We start from the raw sequence: 23,165 nt of genomic DNA, 5'->3' as shown, positions 1-23,165 counted from the left end.
GACTCGGCGCTTCTCGTCGTCGCCAACATGTGCGAGACCCTGCTTCTCACCGATCCGTCCTTCGGAATCGAGCCCAACCTCGCCACCGACGTGGAGTGGGCCGACCCGACGACGCTCGTCATCGATCTGCGCGACGACGTGACGTTCTGGGACGGCTCGCCTCTCACGCCCGCCGACGTGGTCTACAGCCTGCAGCGCGCTGCGGATCCCGACACCGGTTCGGTTAACGCGAGCTCGTTCTCGAGCGTCGCCGATGTGGCCGAGACCGGCGTTCACCAGGTGACGGTGACCCTCACCCAGCCCGATGCCGAGCTGCGCAACGCCCTCGCCGGTCCGGCCGGCTACATCGTGCAGAAGGCGTTCACCGAAGCGGCCGCCGACGACAGCGGCACCTCCAGCGGCGGCATCATGTGCACCGGTCCCTTCCAGTTCGACGAGTGGGTGCCTGGCGACTCGATCACCGTCACGGCGAACGCGTCGCACTGGAGGAAGACGCCGCTCGTGAAGGAGCTGGAGTTCGACTTCCTCGACAGCGACACCACTCTGACGTCGGCTCTGCTGTCGGGCGAGATCGACGGGGCGTTCTCCGTTCCCACGGCGAGCCTCGACAAGTTCCTGAACTCCGACCAGGGCACGTTCTACGCCGGCCCGAGCAGCGCCTTCACGACCTTCGCGGGAGCGACCACCGAAGGACCCGCGGCGGATCCGCGGGTGCGCACGGCGCTCGACATCGCGATCGACAAGCAGGCGGCGCTGGATGCCGCACTCAACGGCCTCGGCCAGCCGATCAAGACGTTCGTCCCGCCGTTCCTCTGGGAGGGCTCCGACCAGGCGGACATCTACCGCGAAGGCTACGACGCGCTCCCCGACAACTCCGGCGGGCAGATCGAAGAGGCCAAGGCGCTCATCGACGAGGCCGGGGCGACGGGCGCCGAGCTCGTGCTCGGCATCACCGCGGGTGACCAGACGGCGCTCACGCTGGCGACGATCGTGCAGGCCACCGGCGAGCAGATCGGCCTGAAGATCGAGATCAAGCAGCTGCAGCCTGCCGAGTTCGGGGCCATCTTCTACGATCCGGCTGGACGCGATGGACTGGACTTCGTCTTGACCACCGGCTTCAGCGACACCCCTGCGATCCTGCAGTACCCGCAGTTCTTCGTCCTCCCCGACGGTCTGTTCAACTGGACCGGCTACGACAACCCTCAGGTGACCGAGTACATGGCCACGGCCGCCACGGCGACCGATCCGGCAGAGTCGGCCGAGGCCTTCGTGAAGGCTCAGGCCATCTACGGGCCCGATCGGGTGATGATCGTCTTCGGCTCGGAGTACACCCGGACGTTCCTGAGCGACGAGCTCACCGGCGTCGTGACATCCTTCAGTCACATCACCTCCCCCTGGGCGATCGACCTGGGCGGCAAGTAACGCTCACGCGATGGCGGAGCGGCGCACCCGGCGTCGCTCCGCCATCGTCACCGTCGGCATAGCGCATCGATCCGGAGGACCCACCGTGACCCGCTCCCACGTCCTGCCCCCGCTGCGGGGCGTCGTCGACGACCCTTCGGCGGCGTCGTGATCACCGTCCTGTGGTTCCTGGCCCGCAAGATCTCGGCGCTGCTGCTGACACTCCTCGTCGCAAGCTTCGTGATCTTCTCGGCGCTGTACCTCGCTCCCGGCGATCCTGCGTCGCTGCTCGGGGGCAAGGATGCCGATCCTCAGACCATCGCGGCGATCCGTGAGCAGTACGGCCTGGACGACCCGCTACTGGTCCAGTACTTCCGATGGCTCGGAGGCATGCTCTCGGGAGATCTGGGGAGCTCGTACATCTACCGCACCGACATCGAGCAGCTCATCGGGCCGCGCATCGAAACGACGCTCATGCTCGTCGCCTACGCCTCGCTGATCATCGTGGTGATCGGCATCGGCAGCGGGATCCTCGCCGCCCTGTCGCGGCGGGGAGTCGACCGCACGGTGACCGTGACCACGTCCGTCCTCATGGGAGCCCCGACGTTCGTCGTCGCGATCATCCTGATCACCGTGTTCTCGCTGTATCTGTCGTGGTTCCCCGTGTACGGCAACGGCGACAACTTCTGGGACCAGCTCTACCATCTGACACTGCCCGCCATCGCCATGTGCTGCGCCTACCTGGCCTTCGTCTCGCGCATCACCCGCAGCGCGGTCCGCGGCGAGATGTACTCGGAGCATGTCGACACCGCGCGTGCGCGAGGGCTCCGTCCCGGCGACTACATCCCGCATCACGTGCTGCGCAACGCCTCCGCGCAGATCTTCGCCGTGGTCGGCATCACCGTCGCGGGCCTCTTCGCCAGTACGGCGGTCGCCGAGCAGGCGTTCGGCCTGAGCGGGATCGGCTCGCTCCTGGTCGAGGCCGCGTCCCGCCAGGATCTGCCCGTCGTCCAGGTGCTGTGTCTGTTCCTGGTCACGGCCTTCGTCGTGGTCAACATGATCGTCGATGTCGTCAACGCGATCATCGATCCCCGCATCGCCCGGAACGAGGTCCTCTGATGACGGCAGTGGCAGCACCTGTGGTGGCGGCCGGCGGCGCGAGCACCCACCGCGCGCGCTGGGCGATCCTCGCGTCGATCGGCTGGATGGGTCTGCTGGTCGTGCTGGTCTTCCTCGGTCCGCTCGTCGCCCCCTACGACCCCACGGCGATCGACCTCGCCAACATCTACGCGCCGCCGTCGGCCCAGCATCTGTTCGGGACGGACGAGACCGGTCGCGACATCTTCTCGCGGGTGCTCGCCGCCGTGCCCTCGACCATCATGGGACCGTTCCTGGTGGTGCTCTTCTCGGCGGCGCTGGGACTGCTGTTCGCGCTGATCGCGGCGTGGTTCGGCAGCCTCACCGACACGGTCATCTCGCGCGGCTTCGACATCCTCTTCGCCTTCCCCGGACTGGTGCTGGCGATCCTCGCGGCGGCCATGTTCGGCGGCGGCTTCGTGGCGCCGGTGATCGCCCTGTCCATCGCCTTCCTCCCGGTGTTCGGCCGCATCCTCCGGGCCAACGCCATCCGCGAGCGCAGCCTTCCGTACATCTCCGCGCTCGTCGTGCAGGGGCAGAGCCGCACAGTCATCGCGGTGCGCCACATCCTTCCGAACCTGCTCCCGGTGCTCGCGGTGCAGAGCGCCGTCGCCTTCAGCTACGCGCTCCTGGACCTCAGTGCGATCTCCTATCTCGGTCTGGGGCAGCGCCCGCCGGCCGCCGACTGGGGTCTGCTCATCGCGCAGGGGCAGAACGGGATCCTCGCCGGACACCCGCAGCAGGCTGTCATCGCCTCCGTCCTGGTGCTGATCACGGTGCTCGCCATGAACGTGATCGGCGACGCCCTCTCGCAGAAGTACGAGATCGGAGAACGATGACCACGCCGCTGCTGCAGATCCGCGACCTGAGACTCGCGATCGGCGGGAAGGAGCTCCTGCACGGAGTGGACCTGACCATCGGCGCCGGGGAGGCCCTCGGCGTGGTGGGCGAATCCGGCTCGGGGAAGTCGCTGACGGCCCGCAGCGTCATCCGGCTCCTCCCGACCAACGCCGTTCTCGAGGGCGAGATCCTCTTCGACGGCCAGTCCGTGCTCGATCTCGAGCCGGCCGCCCTGCGGGCGTTCCGTGGCGATCGCGTCGCGATGATCTTCCAGGATCCCCGTGCCCACACGAACCCGATCCACACCATCGGCGACTTCCTGACGGAGGGGCAGGTGAAGGTGCGGGGGCTGAACCGGAAGGATGCCGCGGCCCGGGCCGTGGGTCTGCTGCGCGAGGTGGGGATCACCGATGCCCACCGCCGGATGAACCAGTACCCGCACGAGCTGTCGGGCGGGCTGCTGCAGCGCGTCATGATCGCCTCCGCGCTGATGTCGGATCCCCTGCTGCTGCTCGCCGACGAGCCCACGACCGCGCTCGACGTCACCACGCAGGAGGAGGTGATGGCGATCATCGACGAGCTGCGTGTCGAACGAGGGCTCGCGATGCTCTTCATCACCCACGACCTCGACCTCGCCGCCGCGACGTGCGACCGGCTGATCGTCATGAACGCCGGCCGGGTCGTCGAGACGCTGTCGGCGGAGCGTGTCTACGAGGAGGCACAGGACGACTACACGAGGCGGCTGATCGCGGCGCGTCCGGACTTCGCGCCGGCGATCGCCCGATCCGAAGGGACGGAGCGCGGCGATGGCCGATGAGTACATCCTCGAGGTGGAGAACCTCGTCAAGCGCTTCACGGTCAAGCGGACCGACAGACCGGGCCGCGAGCTGTTCACCGCGGTGGAGGACGTGTCGTTCGCCCTCCGACACGGCGGATCGCTGGGCGTGCTCGGCGAATCCGGCTCCGGCAAGTCGACGACCGTGCGCATGATCGTCGGTCTCGAGACCATCACGAGCGGCACCGTCCGCGTCGATGGCGAGACGTGGAAGCTGAAGGGCCGCGTCGGCACACGCGACCGGCGTCGGCGCGGCGGCGTCGTGCAGATGGTGTTCCAGGATCCGTACCAGTCACTCAACCGCCGTCAGAGTGTGGCGGCGTGCCTGGATGAGGCGCTGCGGCTGCACACCGATCTCGACCGTGTCGGTCGTGCCGAGCGCAGCCGGGAGCTGCTCGACCAGGTGCGTCTGCCGCTCGAGATGCTCGGTTCGCGCCCCCGTGCCCTGTCGGGCGGACAGCGTCAGCGCGTCGCGATCGCCCGCGCGCTCGCCGCTCGACCGCGACTGCTGCTGCTGGACGAAGCGGTCTCGGCGCTCGACGTGTCGGTGCAGGCGCAGGTGCTCGAACTCCTCCAGGAGATCCGGCGGACGACAGGGGTGGCGCTGCTGTTCATCTCCCACGATCTGGCCGTGGTCCAGCAGGTGTGCGACGACGTCGTGGTCATGCGCGGCGGAAGGATCGTCGAGGCGGGGCCCGTCGCGCAGGTGCTCGGCGATCCGCAGGAGGCGTACACGCGTCGCCTCATCGAGTCGGTGCCCAGGCGCGGCTGGAAGCCGAAGCGCTGGCTCAACACCTCGACGATCCGCACGTCGTGACCGCCGACACCGCCCCCACGACGAGAGCAAGGACAGGAATGATTGACGTGCACCGTGTCGGCCCCGGCACGATGAGCCCCCTGGCGACGCAGCACATGGTGCGAATGCGCGACGGTGTCCGCCTCGCCACCGATGTCTACCTTCCCGACGGCGACGACGCGCCCGGCCCCGTCGTGCTGACTCGGCTGCCGTACGACAAGAACGGCCGCTTCACGCCCATCGACCTGTTCGCCGAGTACTACATGTCCCGCGGCTACCGCGTGGTCGCACAGGACGTGCGGGGCAAATTCCGCTCCGAGGGCGAGAGGCAGATCTTCGCGAACGAGGCCGACGACGGCTACGACACGATCGACTGGGTCTCCCGCCAGCAATGGTGCGACGGCAACGTCGCGATGTGGGGGAACTCCTACTACGGCTTCACCCAGCTCGCGGCGATGACCGCCCAGCATCCCGCGCTCAAGGCGATCGCCCCGCGCCTGACCGGCACCGGTCTCGGCCAGCCGTCGATCGCCGCGCCGGGCGACCTCGTCCGCGACGTCGAGTGGTCGGCCGTGTACACCTACCCGCTGAACTTCTTCCACGACAACGACAACCTGTTCTGGGATGTCGACTGGACCACCCGCCCATACCTCGATTCGATCCGCGCCTTCCTGACCGAGAACGGGGACGGCAGCTCTCGCTCGTTCGACCAGTGGTACCCTCACCGCCACGTCCTACGCCCGTTCCGAAATCTCCCGCATCCTTTCGAGGCGCGCGCGATCCCGACGCTGTTCACGATCGGCTGGTGGGACAACTGCGCCGTCTGGTCGTGGCGCGACGTCGAGGAGATGAACTCTCGCCCGGCGTGGCGCGACGCGCTGCACCTCCTCATCGAACCGATCGACCACTACTCCTACGTGCTCGGCGCCGACGACTCGCTGGCCCTGATGACGGACGAGCAATGGCGAGCGAGGATCCCGCGGATCGCGGGCCCGACGGCCGACTTCTTCGACGTGTACGTCCGGCGCGTGCCGGATGCCGCCCCCATTCCGCGGGTGCGCTACACCGTCGCGCACGGCGGCGGAGTGCGCACCGCGGCGTCGTGGCCGCCGGAGGGGCAGGAGCTCGTGCTCGCGGCGACGGCCGGCGGCGGACTGCAGGCGGGCGCGCCCGCGGCGGTCGCCATTGCGGAGTCGACCCTCGAGTGGACCCACGATCCCGACGACCTCGTCCCCTCGCCCGCCCCGGATCCCTTCAAGTGCATCCTCGATGGGGGCGACCCGGCCCGGGTGAGCGCCCATCCCGGCGTCGTCGTGTTCCGCGGCGAGCCGCTGGTCGCCCCGGTCGAGATCGTCGGCAGAGTCCGCGCGCGGGGACGGTTTGCGTCGACGGGGCCGTGCATGGACGTCTTCGTCCGACTGATTGACATGGACGAGAGCGGAGCACAGACCCGCATCGCCCGCGGCAACGTGCACATTATCGACGCGTCGGCACCGCTCGACGTGGAGATCGCCATGGACCACGCCGGCTACCGAGTGCGTGCCGGCCACCGCCTCGTCGTCGAAGTGGCCAGCAGCGACTTCCCCGAGTACGTGCCGCAACCCGGCACTGGCGAGGACCCGCTCGCCGCCGGCGAGACCGCCGCCAACACCCAATCGCTGTGGCTCGGCGGAGACGCGGGGCTCTCTGTGATCGTGACGACCCCTCTGGGGCAAGTGGAAGGAGTGGCGAATGAATCGAGTACATGAGGAGTCAGTGGGGGTCCGCAACGGGGACGTCTCCTTCTGGTGGAGCCAGATCGGCCTTCCGACCCCGAGAACGGCTCTGCCCGGTGACACCGAAGCCGATGTCTGCATCGTCGGGGCCGGATACACCGGGCTGTGGACGGCGTACTACCTCAAGCGGCTGGACCCCAGCCTGAGGGTGGTGGTTCTTGAGGCCCGTTTCGCCGGGTACGGCGCCTCGGGGAGAAACGGTGGCTGGGTCGCGAACACCGTCACCGGCGGTCGGGACCGTTACGAGAGGAGCCACGGACGCCAAGCCGCAATCGACCATCAGCGTGCCCTCAATGACACCGTTGACGAGGTACTCGCAGTGATCGCTGCGGAGGGGATCGACGCCGACTCGGTCAAGAGTGGCGAGTTCCGCGTCGCCCGCACACCCGCCCAGCGCGCGCGCCTGGAAGCCGATTTCCACCGCGAGCGCAGCTGGCCGGGGACTGACTTGGTTGAGTTGGACCCCGCGGAGGCGAGCCGGCGCATCAAGGTGGAGGGCGCACTCGCGGCCGTATGGGATCCGCACTGCGCGAGAATCCACCCCGCGAAGCTCGCCCGCGGCCTCGCCGCCGCAGTCGAGGCGCTCGGCGTGCGGATCTACGAGAACACCCCCGTGCACGAGATCACACCCGGTCATGCCCGAACTGAACAGGGGACTGTGCGTGCAGCGCACGTCGTCCGCGCCACCGAGGGGTTCACGGCCAACCTCGCAGCGGAGCATCGCACCTGGCTGCCGATGAACTCGTCGATGATCGCGACCGCGCCGCTGCCCCCAGCGGTCTGGGAGCAGATCGGCTGGGACGGCTACGAGACGCTCGGCGACGTCGCGCACGTCTACATGTACGCCCAGCGCACCGCGGACGGACGGATCGCCTTCGGAGGACGCGGGGTGCCCTATCGCTACGGGTCGCACGTCGACACCGACGGACGTACGCAGACCCGCACGATCGAAGGCTTGACGCGCCTGCTGCGCGAGTTCTTCCCGGCTGCGGCCGACGTTCCCATCGACCACGCGTGGGCCGGGGTGCTGGGAGTGCCGCGCGACTGGGCCGCGACGGTCGGCCTCGACCGGCGCACCGGCCTCGGTTGGGCAGGCGGCTACGTCGGCACCGGCGTCGCGGCGACCAATCTCGCCGGGCGGACCCTCGCCGATCTCATCCTCGAGCGGGACACCGACATCGTCAGATTGCCGTGGGTCGGTCACACCGCCCGCCGGTGGGAGATCGAGCCGCTGCGCTGGACCGCCGTGCAGGCGATCTACGCCGCCTACCGCTTCGCCGACCTTCGGGAGGCGCGCGGGGGCGAGAAGACCGCCTTCGCGGCCCGCGTCGCGAACCTCATTGCCGGTCGCTGACCGCAGGAACGGAGAAACATGACCACCTCGCCGATCGAGTACGAGATCATCGCGCCCGGTCCCCTCCCCGACGACGCCACCGAGCACATGGTGCCGATGCGTGACGGTATGCGGCTGGCCTCGGATGTCTACCTTTCGGGTGACGGTGCGCGCGGGCCCGCCATCCTGATCCGCCTGCCGTACGACAAGGACGGCGTGTACACCGGCATCCCCTGGGTCGCCCGGCACATGGTCGCCCGCGGCTACCACGTGGTGGCGCAGGACGTGCGCGGGAAGTTCCGCTCGGAGGGCGTGCCCGTCGCATTCATGAACGAGGTCGACGACGGCTACGACGCGATCGACTGGATCACACGCCAGCCGTGGTCGAACGGCTCCGTCGTGATGTGGGGGGACTCGTACTACGGCTTCACGCAGTGGGCGGCCGCGGCGTCGGGACATCCCGCGCTCAAGGCCATCGCCCCCCGCGTGACCGGCACCCGTCTCGGCGACCGGCCGCTCGTCGAGCCGGGACAGACCCACCGCGAGGTCGAGTACGTGCACACGATGCTCTACCTGACGGCGTGGTTCCTCGCCGCCGAGGCCTACGACTGGGAGCCGGACTGGCAGGCGCGCCCGCTCATCGGCGAACTGCGCCGGTTCCAGGAGCAGGTCGGCCTGACGTCCCCCACGTTCGACCTCGCCTACCCGGTCTACGGCGGCGACGCGCGCTTCCGCGGCGAACGCGTCTTCCGCGGACCCGCCATCCCGGTGCTGCACACGATCGGCTGGTGGGACAACTGCGCGCACTGGTCCTGGGCGGATCGGCGGTGGATCTCCGAGGATCCCGAGTGGTCGGCGCACGAGTATCTGCTGATCGATTCCATCGACCACGAGAGCCTCCGTTTCGGCAACTCGCTCGCCGGTCGGGAGCGCACCGTCGAGGAGTTCCGCGAGGATCTGCCCGAGTACGTCGACCCGGCCCTCGACTTCTTCGACGCTGTCCTCGCGGGGCCGTCCGCGTTGGCCGCCGTCCCGCGTGTGAGATGGAACCTGGCGGGAACGGCAGGGTACCGGCATGACGAGGCGTGGCCACCGCGCGGCGCGGCCGCGCGGCGCCTCGCGCTCACCGCCACCGGCACGCTCGCCGAGGCGGATGCCGCGGTCGAGGAGGAGAGCGTGCGGGAGTGGCGGCACGATCCCGCCGATCTGATCCCCACGAGCACCCCCAACGCGTTCGCGTATCTCCAGTACTCGCCCGACGATCGCGCGCTCGCCGAGCGCGACGACGTCGCCGTGTTCGTTGGCGCGCCCGCCGAGCGGGCGTCGACGCTCGCGGGGCCGGTGAGCGTCGAGGCCGTGTTCTCGTCCGAGTTCGATGACGCCCACCTGTTCGCGCGCCTCTACGACCGTGCCCCGAACGGCCGCTTGACCCGTATCGCTCTCGGCCAGGTGCACGTGCTCGACGCGCGTTCCGCCCCGACGGTCACGGTCGATCTCGGCAGCATCGGCTACCTCCTCGCCGAGGGGCACGCCCTGCAGCTGCACCTGCAGTCCAGCGACTATCCGGAGTTCCTCTACTCGACGGGGACGCCCGAGACCGCCTGGGAGGCGGTCGACACCCGTCCCGCGCAGCAGCGCGTGGCGCTGGGGGGACGAACGGGCGCAGCGCTGATCGTGCACGAGCTCGACAGCGTCGGTGCGGCGCACGCACTCGACGGCACCGCGCTCTGACGCGCGACCGGTGGTCGATCGTCGCACCCGCGCCGGTCGACCACCCCGCGCCGGTCGTCGCCCCGGTCAGCTCGGCGGCGACAGGAGCAGCTCGGCGGCGGCCCGGGCGCCGTCGCGATGCGACGGTGGAAAGGGAAAGCCAGACACGGCCGAGGCGCCGATCGTCAGGCAGAGCAGGGCGTACGCGATGCCGTCGGTCTTCGCGGGATCCGGCTCGGCGAGAGCCGTCCGCACACACTGCGACAGCGCATCCTCCAGCTCGCGATAGCTGCGATACGCCATCGCGCGCACCCGGGGATCATGCTGCGCCTCGGTGAAGAACGCCTCGATGACCGCGCTGTCCTCGTCGCGATCGAGGTCGGGACCGAACAGGTAGTCGAGGACCACGCCGATCCCGCGCGTGTCGAGCGCGGCGACCGCAGCGCGGATGCCGGCCACGTAGGGGTCGATCGTCGCCGACCACACCTGGTCGATCAGCTCGTCGCGGTTGCCCACGTAATGACGGATGTGCGGACGGCTCAGCCCCGCCTCGGCGGAGATCAGCTCCTGGGTCGCGCCGGCGAGGCCGTGCAGGGCGATGGCCCGTTTCGCGGCGGCGATGATCTGCGGTCGACGCTCGTCTGCGAGGCTCCTTCGGCCCATCCCGGTTCCTCTCCATCGATTCATCGCGAGCCTAGTCACCTCGGCGCCCGCGTCCGCGTGCCGCCCCCGGCACGCCGCGTCGGCGGCCGTCGCACCGATGTGCCGGGGGGCGGAACGAGGGGTGCCGTCGCCCAGGGGTCCGCGGCAGGCTGATCCCGACATCCGCATCCGTCGAGGAGGACACCGGTGAGTCACGTCGACATCAACGCCGTCGCCCAGATCGCCCGTCACGCCGCGTGGCACGGCGAGCGGGTCGCAATCGTCTACGAGGAGCGCCCCGTCACCTATGCCGAGTTCGCCGACATCGTCGGCCGGTACGCGGCGGCACTCAAGGCCGACGGCGTGGGGCCGGGCGACCGCGTCGCCTACGCCGGCCTCAACAGCCTGACCTTCCTGACGACCTACTTCGCGTCGATCTGGGTAGGGGCGGCCTTCCTGCCTCTGAACTTCCGGCTGGCCGCTCCCGAGGTTCACGCGGTGCTGCGGGACGCCCGTCCCGACGTGCTGGTCGCCGAACCCGCGCAGGCGGCCTCGATCGACGGCCACCTCGAGGATCTCGGCATCCGCTGTGCGCTCCTGGTCGACGACGACCCCGCCCTCGAGCCGCCGGGACCGCTCACCGGGCACTGGCAGTCCTTCGCAGCCTTCTGCTCGTCCGACCAGGAGGTCTCTCCCCACGTGGCGCTCGTCGACGACGATCTGGCCGCGCTGCTCTACACCTCCGGCACGACCGGCACGCCAAAGGGTGTCATGCTCACGCACGGCAACCTGTGGTGGAACTGGGTCAATGTCGACTCGGTGGTCGACACGCGCATGGGCGACGTGTGCCTCGCCGTGGCGCCGCTGTTCCACATCGGCGGGTTCAACGCGCTGACGCTGCGAACCCTCGTCCGCGGTGGCACGGTGCTGCTGCGGCGGTCGTTCGACCCGGCGCGGGCGCTGGAGGACATCCAGGCCTTCGGGGTGAACACGATGTTCCTCGTGCCCGCGATGCTCGCAGCGATCGCACGCCAGGACGGCTTCGAGAGCGCAGATCTCAGCTCGCTGCGATCGGCGATCGCCGCCGGGGCTCCGGTGCCGCCCGCGCTCATCTCGCTCTACGCGAAGAAGGGCGTGCTGCTGCAGCAGGCCTGGGGGCTCACCGAGACGGCCCCGTTCTCGACCTACCTCGAGGCATCCATGACGGACGCCAAGCTCGGCTCGTGCGGGATCGGGATGCCGTACACGCAGGTGAAGGTCGTCGATCCGGCGACCCTCGAGCCGATCGACCGGCCCGGCGTCCGCGGCGAGCTCTGGGTGCGCGGCCCGAACGTGTCGAGGGGGTACTGGAACAATCCCGAGGCGACCCGGGCGGCATTCACCGACGACGGCTGGTTCCGTACCGGAGACCTCGGCTACGCCGACGAGGACGGCTACCTGTTCATCGTCGACCGGCTCAAGGACATGATCATCTCGGGCGGCGAGAACATCTATCCCGCCGAGATCGAGAACGCGCTGAGCGGGCATCCCGCCATCGCCGACGTCGCCGTGGTCGGCGTGCCCGACGAGAAGTGGGGCGAGGCGGTGTGCGCCGTGGTGGCCTTCGCCGGTGCCGAGCTGAGCATCGACGACATCCGCGAGCACCTGACCGGCGAGCTCGCCCGCTACAAGCTCCCGAGCCGGCTGGTCGTGTGGCCCGCCATCCCCCGCAACGGCGCCGGCAAGCTCGACAAGTCCACCATCCGTGCGCGGGTGAAGGAGACGGATGCCGCAGGCATCGCCGTCGCCGACGGCGCGCCCTTCACCGAGAACGTGCACGTCCCGTCTCGGCGGGACCGAAAGGAACGAGCCTCATGACCGCATTCGCCGACGGGTACGACCCCGGTCCGCAGATCGCTCACTGCGGGGCGATCAACCTGGGCACGAAGGACCTCGCGACCTCGCTGCACTTCTTCGGGGACCTCCTCGGAATGGAGATCGTGCACCGCGAGGGGAGCACCGCCTACCTGCGGGGGTACCAGGAACTCGCGCACCACTCGCTCGTGCTCACGGAGCAGCCCGAGAGCGTGGTGAACTCCTACAGCTTCCGCGTCCGGCGTCCGCAGGATGTCGAGCTGTTCGCGGCCGAGTTCGAGCGCCAGGAGATCGAGACCGTCGAGGTGCCCGCAGGCGCGGAGGTGGGCCGCGGCACGGCGGTGCGGTTCCTGGTTCCCGGAAGCGGGCATCCGTTCGAGCTCTACTACGACATCGACAAGCCCGGCGCGCCGGAGGAGATCTCGTCGAAGCTGCCGAGCAACAGCTCCCGCCGCCGGGGTCTCGGTGTCCGACGGATCGACCACTTCAACGTGCAGACCTCGAGGGAGACGATCAACCAGGCCGAGGGCTGGGTGCGTGAGAACCTAGGTTTCCGCCGCCGCGAGTACGCGCTGCACCGGGATGACACGACGGTGCTGGCCTCGTGGATGTCGGTGACGCCCCAGGTGCACGACCTGGCGATGGTCGCGAACTCGTTCGGCAAGACCGCCCAGCTGCACCACGTCGCCTTCAACCTCGAGAATCTCTCGGACGTGCTGACGGCGGCCGACGTGCTCCGCGACTACGACGTCACCTTCGACCTCGGCCCCGGCAAGCACGGGATCGGGCAGGCGATGTACCTCTACGTGCTCGACCCGGGCTCGGGCCATCGGGTGGAGATCTACGCGGGCGGGTATCTGATCTTCGAGCCGGACTGGGAGCCGATCAAGTGGGAGCGTGAGGCCTTCCCCGATGGACTCACGTGGTACGGCGACCCCTTCGTGTTCGGCGGCGACGCGCGCAGCCTCGGGACGACGCCCTCCGCCGTCCTCTGAGACGATCGGCCGGGCGAGCCGCATCGGCGATGATGGGGGGAGCATGCCGCCACGCGAAGGAGCCGGAGCCATGGATGCGAACGACATGGTCGCGCGGAACCTCCGCCGCTTCCGCGAGGACCGCCGCCTGTCGCTCGCCGAGATTGGACGGCGGGCGGGACTGTCGAAGCAGACCGTCGCGAGCATCGAGTCCGGCGAAGGGAACCCCACCGTCGACACGATCGAGCGGCTCGCCTCTGCGCTCGGCGTCAGCATCCGCGCGCTCGTGAGCGAGTTGGGCAACGAGGTGCTCGTCCAATGGCGCGACGCCGTCCCGTGGCGGGATGACGGCACGCTGCAGGTGCGTCAGCTCGACCACGCGTTCGGCTCGGGATACGTCACGAACAGCGTGCTGCGCCTCGAGGCCAACCGCGGCCCATCGACGCGCAAGCCGCAGGGCCGGGGAGCCCTGCGACACTGCCTCGTGCTCGAGGGCCGGGTGCGCATCGGCCCGGCCTCGGCCCCGGTGATGGCGCAGGCGGGAGACTTTCTGCGCTTCCCGGCGGATGCGCCGCATCTGTTCGAGGCGATCACACCTCAGGCGACGGTCTTCGTGTGCACGACGATCCCGCAGCTGTCGATGGACGGGCAGAGCAGCACCTTCTGAGCCGCTTCGGCGTGCACGTGTCGCACGTCATCGCCGACGCCGTCGCGCACGTCCTAGAGCCCGCCGCAGCCGACGCGGCTGCGGATTCATCACGGAAGGAACAGACAGCATGACCACCACCGACACCCATGCCGAGCACAGCCTGGCGGAGCACGCGCACGGCGCCGATTGCGGCCACGAGGCCGTCGAGCACGGCGATCACTTCGACTACGTGCATGACGGGCACAAGCACGCCGCCCACGCCGACCACTACGACGAGCACTGACCGGCGCTCGTCCGCGCAAGGGGGCGTCCCGCTTCGGCGGCACGTCCCCTTCGTCATGCCGGCTCAGTCGGCCGACCGAAGGCCGGCTGACCGGGTGCGTGAGCACGCGCACCCATGAGCAGGATCCGAGGCGGCGACGTCGAGTGATCGCCAACGGAGCGTCGGCGCGGAGCAACGCACGAGAGGGGCACGCACCTGAACGTCGACCGGTGTGGCGAGGGGCGCACGGCCAAGAACCAGCCTCACCTCAGCCGCCGCGCGTCAGCTTTCTGAATCTCAGGCAGAAGGCAGCCTCGCCCCACCTGCCCATCCGGCTCGGTCCACTCCCTCTGATTCGAGTGTCGCGGACTCATCTCCAGTCGTCATCAATTTGACAGACGGTCCACCGAGCCGCCAAGATACGGACGGTGGTAATGATAACCATTCTCATTTATGGATAGCGATGTTCACGTCGTGCGTGGGTTGCGGGCAGAAACGGGGTAGGCGATGGGCCGGGTCAGGAGTCGCCGACGAATCCTCGCTCGCGTCACCACGCTGTCGCCTCGCGATTCGAATCGCGACAGCGTCGCAGGTCTGAGGATGCACGCACGGCGCATGCATGGCCGGGGTCACCTTGCCCGCGGCGAAGCACCTCGCTGCGGCTGCGGCCCTGACGTCCTGTTGCGCGCGGCCTGGAACCTCCAGCCGAGACGCGTCGGACGTGCGATATGGGTTCCGGTCCGATGCCAGCACGTCGGATTTGTGCGGACGCAGTTCATCTACTCGGACCGAATGCTGGGCGCGCTCCGGTAGCAGGGCAGTCTGAGCCCCCCTTGCGTAGACCGTGTCTGCGCCTGCTGGAGCGTGCGAGCCATCCATCCACGCAATCAACTCAAGGAGAACGAACATGTCCACCATCACCCATGACCGCCAGAGCGCAGTCCGCAGGAACAAGACCCTTCTCGGATCGGTCGTCGCTGGAATCGCGGCGGTCGCCCTCAGCATCGGTGCGCCGGTCGCCGCGAACGCCGCGACCGTCGTCACCGGGGCGCAGACCGGTGAATGGGACCTCATCGCCGTCAGTAACACCCCGCTCGAAGTCGTCAACTTCGATCACTCGGGCGCGGGCAGCTACAAAGACGTCGACGCCCCGGCGGGCTGGTTCGCCGTCGGCTCGGGCAAGGTCGTCGACGGTGACGACGCCACCTCGATCACCCCGGTCGGTGGTGGCGGCATCCGCATCGACGATGCCTTCGCTTCCCCCACCGTGAACCGCACCTACACGGTCCAGCTCACGAGAGTTCCCGCGGGGACCAACGTGAAGATCACCGATCCGACCAACCCCTCGACGGTCTACTTCGACACTTCCGTCGGCGACAACACCGAGTCGTTCGTGCTCCCGGCGGGCGCCACGGCGGACTTCCACGAGCACTTCACGTGGACGTTCACGACCTCGGCGTCGCAGGCGCAGATCGGCGTCAAGGTGACGGGCTCGGGTCTGGGCCCCGGCGGCAAGACGAACAACATCCTCTTCACGTTCTAATCGGCTGCCCTCTGACCACGCGCTCCTGGCTCCGTCCATCTGGCGGAGCCAGGAGCTGCGTGCAGCTCCCGCTTCCTGTCCCGCACTGTCTGCTGAAAGCCTCCCGATGAAGAAGACTCCCTTGAAGCTGCTCCTCGCGCTGGTCGCGGTCGTCGCCCTCGTCGGGGGGATGGCACAGCCCGCTGTCGCTGACACCCCGATCCTGCTCGACGGCGCCGTGCTGCCGGGCGTCGCCGTTGCGGCGGAAGGCACTGCCCTGGTGGCCGCCACGGCCGATGGTCGGGGCTCGGTGGAGTCTGTGTTCGCGGTGACCGAAGGCACAGCCAGCACGCGTGTCGTGGTGGATGCCGCCGGGCTGCCCACCGGGGCATCGCTGAGCGGGGTGCGACTCGAGCTGCGTTCGGTCATGACCCCGCAGGGCGGTGCGGTTCACGCCACACCTGCGGGCGGAGCGCGCGTCTGGGGGACGGCAGAGGGACAGGCCCAGACGCTCGACGTCGACGCGGAGGGGGCGATGCTCGACTGGGCCTTCACCGTACCCGGCGACTACGAGCTCGTGGTCGGTGCCGAGACGCGCTACGCCCTGCCAGATCAGCCCGAGGCCACCTCCACGGCGGCGGACACGACCTACCGGTTCCACGTGACCACGGCAGAAGAATCTGCAGAGGACTCTCCCGACCTGGGGCGGGATTCCGACGATCGGGAAGCCGTCTCCGAGCCGGCTACCGAGCACCCTGACCAGGCTCTGGCCGCGGCGCCGGCGGGTGTGCCGCCCGTTCACGTGCTGAGCGAGGGCACTGTCGACATCTCGAACCGCTGGGAGGACGGCAATCTGCGTCTGCGACTGATCGATGAGAGCGGCACGGTCCTCGATCCCGGCGAGACGGTGTTCTCGCTGCCGAACGTCGAGTCCTGGCCCGGCACCGGGTTCGAGCCCGCGGAGCAGGGCTGGAAGAACTGGAATCTGCTGGTCCCGTCTCACAGCGATGTGTGGCGCACTGAGGCAGCCGCGGACTCCTCGGCAGGCAACGACCTGCTGCTGCGCACTGACGCGCACGGGGTGTCTGCGGAAAACGGCTTCGAGCTGATGATGAGCGTCGCCGAGGCGGTGTCGCCGGAGGGCGGTGCGTTCACCACCTTCCGCGGTGATGATGGATATCCGGCTGGTCGGTGGCATTCTGGCGCCATCGGGGCGGTGTCGCCCCGGCAGTCGTTGACGCCGGACGCCGAGGGCCCGGTCGAGAGCGAGGCATCTGGGTTCGCGTTCACCGCTGCCGGAATCTATTGCCTCACGCTGGACAGCGAAATGCTCGACCTGGAAACGGGTCTCATCGCGAACAACCGCGCGACGCTCACGTTCGCGGTGGGTGTGGATCCGGCCACTGTGACCCCCTGCGCCCAGCCCACTGCGACCGGGTCGTACGACCCGTCGCCCACCCCGACCGTCGAGCAGGGGGTCACGGTGATCGGAGCCGGCGACGTGCACCTCTCGCCCGTACCGGCCGATGACGGCACCCTGCGGATGGATCTGAACCGGGTGGTCGGCGGTCGCACCACCACCCTCACGCCCCAGAGGACGGTGTTCTCGCTGCCGCGACAGGATGCCGCCTGGCCAGCGGAGGGCACGGACGCCACGAACCAGAAGCTCTGGGGGCAGATCGCCGCACCCGGCACACGGCTGTGGCGCACAGCCGGCAGCCCCGCCTACGCTCCCTTCTCCGACCCAGGGATTCCCCTGACTCTGCTGCCGCAGGCCGACACCACCCCCGCCGAAGAGCTGGTGGACGGCGCGTACTCGCTGCGATTGGTGGCCACCGAGACCCCGGCAGGAGGCTACGTCGCAAGCTATGCATCGGGGAACAACGATTGGATCACCGATTCGAGCGTCGTGGCGCAATGGGACTCGCGCGAGGAGGGAAGCGCTGGGTCAGTATGGGCCACTGGGGTCGAAGACGGCTACTACCCGTTCGCTGACCCATTCAACATCGTGGGGCTGGCGTTCACCGCACCCGGACGCTACTGCCTGACCGTGGAGTCTCGAGGCACCTTCGTGGGGGCGGAGGCTCCTGCGATCGGTTACTCGACGCTCACCTTCGCCATCGGCATCGATGCCACGACTGTCCAGCCCTGCGCCCAGTCCCATGGCGGCGACGGGCCGACCGATCCCGGTGATGAGGACATCTACGATGACCTGGATCCGACCGTCACCTGGTTCCACCAAGGACACCTCGACATCGGACCCATGCTCGTCGACGGGGAGCTGGAGCTGCACACCGGCGACGTCCACGACACCGGTGCATTCCCCACTGTGGCAGATGCGGTGTGGGTCGGCCGCGGACCGAACATCGACTTCACTGTCCCGGACACGGCCACTGGGAGCGGAGCAGACTACAGCGCGATAGGGCCTCTCGGTACGCCGTACTACGGGTTCTCTGCGAGCAACGCGTTCATGACCTCGACGCTCTGGCCGGGTCTGACGCATGAAAGCCTCCCACAGGCGTTGACCGAGGGGAAGCCGACCTGGACTCTTCTCGGCTACACCGGTCCCGAAGGGGGCACCTTCGCCATGCCCGACAGGAATGTGAGTTCGACCGCGCTGCCGGCATCGTTCATCGGTCCGACGAGTCACCAGCATCTGGAATGGGCGTTCACGAAGGAGGGCGTGTATTGCCTGAACTTCGAGGTCCGCGCCCGCGACGCCGCGACCGGGACGGACGAGGTCGTGCGTGACCAGCTCACGATCGCGATCGGCGACTCGGTCGACCTGCACACCGTGCAGCCCTGCGCACGGACCCATCCTGATGGTCCTGTTTCCGAGCTCGCCCCTATCGATCTCGATGGTCTCAGCGACGAGGGACTGGTGCCCTCCGCGGGCGACCGCGTCCAGTTCGCTCCGGTGTTGAGCCCGGACGGGCTCGATGTCGCGACCAAAGTCGTTACCCACCCGTGGGCGACGAGCTGGCACGACCCGGAGTCCGTCGTGATAGGCGGCTTCATCGACCAGGGCGACGGCTGGCGCATCCCCTCCTGGCAGGGCGTGGAGTTCACTCACTCCGGTGAGTATCTCCCGCGGGGCGACATCCGGGGAGACGCAACCATCCGTGTGGGGGAGGTCGACGGGCCGGGAACAGTCAGCTTCGACTACTACAAGAACCGATCGTTCGGCACCCGCGCCGGCGAGTCGCGCAGTGTCACGCTGTGGCCGCAGTTCATCTTCGCCAATCAGCCGTCGTTCTCCCTGCCCGGGATCTACTGTGTTCCGTTGACCTGGTCCGCGACACTCGCCGATGGCACGGTCTCCGCAGCCACGAAGACGATCACCTACGCGGTCGGGGTCGAGGATCCCGCCACCGTCACTCCTTGCGCGGAAGGAGGGGAGGGCACGGATCCCGGAGGGGAAGGCCCTGGGGAGCCGGAGCCCGTGGAATGGGATGTGCCGAACGGTACGAAGACCGCTTCCGGGGCGACGATCCTCGGCCTCGGTCACGTCGACGTCGCATCCGTTCTGAACGGCGACGTTTTCGGCACGCGCATCAAGGACACCACCGAAAGTAGCGAGCCTGTCTGGCGCGACCCGGCGAAGACCGTGCTGCAGGCGAAGCCGGCCGCGCGGACGAGCGTTCCCGATCTCCCCGAGTATGCGTTCCTCGGGGCCGCCGGTTCTGCCACGTGGATCCTCCCCGAAACCCAGGACGACGCGCTGCTTTGGCCGGGCTGGTCCACGGAGGCGATCGCGGATGACGCCACGCGAGACGCATTCCGCTGGTCGCTCGTCGACAGCAGCGGGCCGGGCGAATTCGCCCTGTTCCAGACAGGGGTGTTCGGCGAACCCAGCGTGATGTTCAACACCCGGGACGGCATCACCGCCGCCGACACATCCGCAATTCCCAAGCACACCCACGCCCATGGGACTTGGGCGTTCAGCGCCGAAGGCGTCTATTGTCTCGCCTTCGAGCGCGCAACGACCCTCAGCTCCGGCAAACCAGTGAGCGATAGCTTCACTCTTGCCGTTGCGGTCGGCGCCGTCGACGTGCGCAAGGTCGACCCCGCCGCCTGCTTCACCGCCGCCCCGGGGCACCCTGCCGATGACGACCGCACCCCCGTCCCGGATGAGGAGCTCACGGACGCGACCGCAGGCACGGTGAGCGTTCTGGGCGGGGAGAACGGATTCATCCCGGGTCAGCTGCTGACTGCACAGCTCGACCGGGATCGTGCTGGCTCCTGGGTGTCGGTGTGGTTGCACTCCACCCCGCACTGGCTCGGTTGGGCGCAGGTCGGCCAGTCGGGCGCGGTCCAGGTCCGCTTGCCGGCGGGTGCGACGACGGGTGGTCATCGACTGGTGGTGAAGACCGCCGGGGGAGACCTCCTCGGCTGGGACTCCCTGTCCATCGTCCGCGCGCCTACCACACCATCGCCTCCGGGATCTGTCCCGGGCGGCGACGCCCCGGGAGCGGTCCAGGTGTCTGCGACACAGTGCGTCGCAGGGGCGACGATTTTGTCGTCCGGTCACATCGACTACGGCTCCCGCATCGTGGGCGGCAAGCTTGAATCGCTGATCGGTGACGACACGTCCGGCGCGAAGGTCTACCGGGAGCCGGGCGGTACGATCTTGTGGCTCAAGCCGTCCAGCCGTGTCACCCTCCCGTCCGGCTATGGGCAGGTGGGGGCGGCCGGGTCGAGCGTGTGGCAGGTGCCGCAGACGCAGAACCCGGACCTGATCTGGCTGGGCTGGTCGACCGAGGCACTGAACGCCGCCAACACCCGCGGGCCTGTCACCTGGACGATCAACTCGATCGACGGCCCCGGCGCGCTGCGCGTCTACCTGTCCGGCTCGTTCGGCGGCGTGCAGTCGATGGTGTTCAACAACGGCGGCAGCTACAGCATCCCGCTCGGCGTTCACGCCCACGCGAACTGGGCGTTCTCCGCCGAGGGCGTCTACCGGATCAGCACGACGCAGACCGCGACCCTCGCGAACGGGCAGGTCTCCTCCGACACGGAGACCCTGACGATCGTGGTCGGGAATGTGGACCCGGCGTCGGCGGCGGGCTCGGGATCGGGCTGCGGCACCATTTCCAACGCGGTGCTGACCGACGATGACGGAACGAGGCTGTCCGCCGATCAGGCCGCGGCGGCTGCGGCGGCTGCGGCCCGTGACCTGCTGCCCGGCCAGGGCACCCCGGTTCCCGGCGGCGGGATCACTGACCCGTTCACCGCGCTCGCGACCGGCAACCCGGTCCCGCTGCTGCTGTCGATCCTCGGCGCGCTCCTGATCGGGGGCGCTGCGGGTACGGGGGTGCTGTGGTGGCGGCGACGGAGGGGCGGCCTTCCGGCGTGATCGACGCATACGAGGGCATGGGCGAGTTCCATGACCTGTTCATGACCGATGTCTGGGGTGGGCTGCGGCCCGCCCTGGCATCGGCCTTCGCCGACCTCGACCCGAACGCGACCGTCCTCGACGTCGGCGCCGGCACCGGGATCGGCACACGGCTGCTCGCTCGGTCCACGGCGCCCAGGTGGTCGCGATCGAGCCGTCGCTGACGATGCGGGCAGTGCTGCTGGCCCGTGTCGCCGACGACCCCGAACTGATCGACCAGGTGAGCGTGCTCGCCGGCGCCGCCCCGGACATCCTCGACGAGCTGACCGGGCCGGTCGCCGGGTTCGTCTGTGCGAACAGGCTCGGCCACCTCACCGCAACCGGGCGGCAGGAGACGTTCGCGCGCCTGGCGACCCTGCTGGAGCCGGGGCTGCGTGACGCCGGCCTGCACTTGGTCGACCCAGACGAACGGATCGGCATCGTCCGGCAGGCGGAGGCCGTCGCATGAGCCGCCGCATGTTCGCCGCCACGGCCGCGCTCGCCGCGACGGTGCTGACGCTGACCGGATGCGCGAGCAAGCCGCTGCTGTCGGCCGAGACCGACCGGCTGCAGGTCATCACGACGACAGGGCTGCTGCGCGATCTCGTGCAGAACGTCGGCGGCGACCGGGTGGACGTCGCCTCAATCGTGCCGGACGGCGCGGACCCGCACATCTACGAGCCGACGCTGCGGGATGCCCGCAACGTCGTGTACGCGGACGTCGCTTTCTCCAACTATGCGCTGCTGGAGGAGCACAACGTCATCAAGACTCTCGACTCCAACCTGCAGGCCGGCGCGGTGAACGTCTCCCTCGCAGAGGAAGCGGTGAAGTACGCCGCGGAGATCATCCCGCTGGTGGAGAACGTCAACCTCGACACGGTGTGGCTCGGTCTGCGTGCGCACGGCGACGGCGCCGCCCGCTACGGCGCGACCCGCACCTCCGAGGTGCTGCTGTCGGCCACCGAGGTCACCGGGCCGGGCGACGTGTTCGCGTACCTGACGGGCACGTTCGGCGACACGGACGTGTACTTCGACTCGTCCAACGGGTTCGACGCGAGCAACGGCTACAAGGACGACACCATGTCCCTGCCGGCCGACGCGCACACGCACCTGTCGTGGACATTCACCGAGCCCGGCATCTACACCGTCACGCTCGACGCCCGCGTGCAGGTCGACGACACCTCGCGCCCGCAAGAGCTCGGGCAGGCGACGTTCACCTTCGCAGTCGGCGTCAACCCCGCCGACGCGGGGATGCCGGACGCGGTGGTGCTGAACCAGGGGCACGCGGACCTGACGGCCAACCTCGAGGACGGGGCGCTGGAGGTCCGGTACGACCCGGAGGGCGGCGGGGAGCACACGCAGGTCTCCTACGCCCCGGAGGAGGTCGTGATCGACGTGCCGTCCAAGGCGCTGTCGGAGATCCCAGCCGGGTCGCAGTTCTCCTTCCTCGGCCGCGCGGGCACGCAGGTCTACCAGCTGCCGCAGGCCGTGCTCGGCAAGCACGTCCACGGCGAGATCGACCCGCACCTGTGGCAGGACGTCCGCAACGGCATGGCCTACGTGCTGCTCATCCGCGACACCCTGATCAGCGCCGACCCCGAAGGTGCCCGCGACTACACGGCGAACGCCGCCGCCTACCTCGCCGAGCTGGAGGACGTGGACGACTACGTGCGCGAGCAGATCGCGACGATCCCCGAGGCGAACCGCTACCTCATCACGACGCACGACGCCTTCGGCTACCTCGCCCACGCCTACGACATGCAGATCGCCGGATTCGTGACCCCGAACCCAGCGGCGGAGCCATCGCTGGCGGATCGCCGGAAGCTGTCGGAGACGCTGCGGACGCTGCGCATCCCGGCGGTGTTCCTCGAACCGAACCACATCGCCCGCGCGAACGTGCTCACCGAGCTCGCCGCCGAGCAGCACGTCCAGGTGTGCCTGATCTATGGCGATGCGCTGGACGACCGGGTGCCGAGCTACGTCGACATGATGCGGTTCAACGCCGACTCCCTCCGCGATTGTCTCAGCGGATGAGCGCACTCCAGCTCGCCCGGCAGGGCG

General features: G+C 69.0%; 18 protein-coding genes. 17 read left to right on the top strand and 1 reads right to left on the bottom strand.

Features of this window, described 5'->3' with window-relative positions:
- The 8 genes from ACTHNQ_RS04700 to ACTHNQ_RS04665 form a co-directional block, all read left to right on the top strand.
- On the top strand, positions 1–1,422 hold a 1,422-nt coding region (locus ACTHNQ_RS04700; RefSeq protein ID WP_440331534.1), incomplete at its 5' end, for an ABC transporter substrate-binding protein.
- Between the two features lie 147 nt (positions 1,423–1,569).
- The gene (locus ACTHNQ_RS04695; protein WP_440331532.1) at positions 1,570–2,520 is read left to right on the top strand and encodes an ABC transporter permease; all 951 of its coding nucleotides are present in this window, start codon (positions 1,570–1,572) and stop codon (positions 2,518–2,520) included.
- Positions 2,520–3,377 carry an ABC transporter permease gene (locus ACTHNQ_RS04690; RefSeq protein WP_440331530.1) on the top strand — a complete coding sequence of 286 codons (858 nt, stop codon included), beginning with the start codon at positions 2,520–2,522 and terminating at the stop codon, positions 3,375–3,377. The genes ACTHNQ_RS04695 and ACTHNQ_RS04690 overlap by 1 nt, the downstream gene beginning before the upstream one ends.
- On the top strand, positions 3,374–4,195 hold the full coding sequence (locus ACTHNQ_RS04685; protein WP_440331528.1) for an ABC transporter ATP-binding protein: 822 nt from the start codon (positions 3,374–3,376) through the stop codon (positions 4,193–4,195). Before ACTHNQ_RS04690 ends, ACTHNQ_RS04685 begins: the two co-directional genes overlap by 4 nt.
- Positions 4,185–5,030 (top strand): ABC transporter ATP-binding protein, encoded by an 846-nt coding sequence (locus tag ACTHNQ_RS04680; RefSeq protein WP_440331527.1) that lies wholly within the window; start codon positions 4,185–4,187, stop codon positions 5,028–5,030. Before ACTHNQ_RS04685 ends, ACTHNQ_RS04680 begins: the two co-directional genes overlap by 11 nt.
- A gap of 38 nt (positions 5,031–5,068) precedes the next feature.
- A complete protein-coding gene (locus ACTHNQ_RS04675) occupies positions 5,069–6,757 on the top strand; it encodes a CocE/NonD family hydrolase (RefSeq protein ID WP_440331525.1) in 1,689 nt (562 codons plus the stop codon).
- Positions 6,741–8,138 carry an NAD(P)/FAD-dependent oxidoreductase gene (locus ACTHNQ_RS04670; protein WP_440331523.1) on the top strand — a complete coding sequence of 466 codons (1,398 nt, stop codon included), beginning with the start codon at positions 6,741–6,743 and terminating at the stop codon, positions 8,136–8,138. Before ACTHNQ_RS04675 ends, ACTHNQ_RS04670 begins: the two co-directional genes overlap by 17 nt.
- Before the next feature lie 18 nt (positions 8,139–8,156).
- On the top strand, positions 8,157–9,848 hold the full coding sequence (locus tag ACTHNQ_RS04665) for a CocE/NonD family hydrolase (protein WP_440331521.1): 1,692 nt from the start codon (positions 8,157–8,159) through the stop codon (positions 9,846–9,848).
- A gap of 66 nt (positions 9,849–9,914) precedes the next feature.
- On the opposite strand, the gene ACTHNQ_RS04660 is transcribed toward ACTHNQ_RS04665, so the two are convergent.
- The gene (locus tag ACTHNQ_RS04660) at positions 9,915–10,490 is read right to left on the bottom strand and encodes a TetR/AcrR family transcriptional regulator (protein ID WP_440331519.1); all 576 of its coding nucleotides are present in this window, start codon (positions 10,488–10,490) and stop codon (positions 9,915–9,917) included.
- A gap of 186 nt (positions 10,491–10,676) precedes the next feature.
- On the opposite strand from ACTHNQ_RS04660, the gene ACTHNQ_RS04655 reads away from it, so the two are divergent.
- The 9 genes from ACTHNQ_RS04655 (at position 10,677) to ACTHNQ_RS04615 (ending at position 23,138) form a co-directional block, all read left to right on the top strand.
- Positions 10,677–12,326 carry an acyl-CoA synthetase gene (locus tag ACTHNQ_RS04655; protein ID WP_440331517.1) on the top strand — a complete coding sequence of 550 codons (1,650 nt, stop codon included), beginning with the start codon at positions 10,677–10,679 and terminating at the stop codon, positions 12,324–12,326.
- Positions 12,323–13,318 carry a VOC family protein gene (locus ACTHNQ_RS04650; protein ID WP_440331515.1) on the top strand — a complete coding sequence of 332 codons (996 nt, stop codon included), beginning with the start codon at positions 12,323–12,325 and terminating at the stop codon, positions 13,316–13,318. The genes ACTHNQ_RS04655 and ACTHNQ_RS04650 overlap by 4 nt, the downstream gene beginning before the upstream one ends.
- 70 nt (positions 13,319–13,388) lie before the next feature.
- Positions 13,389–13,964, top strand: a complete 576-nt coding sequence (locus ACTHNQ_RS04645; RefSeq protein WP_440331514.1) for a helix-turn-helix domain-containing protein — start codon at positions 13,389–13,391, stop codon at positions 13,962–13,964.
- A gap of 109 nt (positions 13,965–14,073) precedes the next feature.
- A complete protein-coding gene (locus tag ACTHNQ_RS04640; protein ID WP_440331512.1) occupies positions 14,074–14,229 on the top strand; it encodes a zinc transporter permease in 156 nt (51 codons plus the stop codon).
- Positions 14,230–15,115: 886 nt separating this feature from the next.
- Positions 15,116–15,751, top strand: coding sequence for a hypothetical protein (locus tag ACTHNQ_RS04635; RefSeq protein WP_440331510.1), 636 nt, complete (start codon positions 15,116–15,118; stop codon positions 15,749–15,751).
- A gap of 121 nt (positions 15,752–15,872) precedes the next feature.
- A complete protein-coding gene (locus ACTHNQ_RS04630) occupies positions 15,873–21,086 on the top strand; it encodes a TIGR03773 family transporter-associated surface protein (protein WP_440331509.1) in 5,214 nt (1,737 codons plus the stop codon).
- Positions 21,083–21,289: a hypothetical protein gene (locus tag ACTHNQ_RS04625; protein ID WP_440331507.1), complete on the top strand. Its 207-nt coding sequence runs from the start codon at positions 21,083–21,085 to the stop codon at positions 21,287–21,289. The genes ACTHNQ_RS04630 and ACTHNQ_RS04625 overlap by 4 nt, the downstream gene beginning before the upstream one ends.
- On the top strand, positions 21,265–21,573 hold the full coding sequence (locus tag ACTHNQ_RS04620) for a hypothetical protein (RefSeq protein WP_440331506.1): 309 nt from the start codon (positions 21,265–21,267) through the stop codon (positions 21,571–21,573). Before ACTHNQ_RS04625 ends, ACTHNQ_RS04620 begins: the two co-directional genes overlap by 25 nt.
- Positions 21,570–23,138 carry an anchored repeat ABC transporter, substrate-binding protein gene (locus ACTHNQ_RS04615; RefSeq protein WP_440331505.1) on the top strand — a complete coding sequence of 523 codons (1,569 nt, stop codon included), beginning with the start codon at positions 21,570–21,572 and terminating at the stop codon, positions 23,136–23,138. The genes ACTHNQ_RS04620 and ACTHNQ_RS04615 overlap by 4 nt, the downstream gene beginning before the upstream one ends.
- The last annotated feature ends 27 nt before the right edge of the window (positions 23,139–23,165 follow it).

Origin of the sequence: Microbacterium sp., from assembly GCF_051953575.1 — a bacterium.
Lineage (GTDB): Bacteria > Actinomycetota > Actinomycetes > Actinomycetales > Microbacteriaceae > Microbacterium.
The sequence above is the reverse complement of the archived record's forward strand: the minus strand, read 5'-3'. Positions and strand labels throughout refer to the sequence as shown.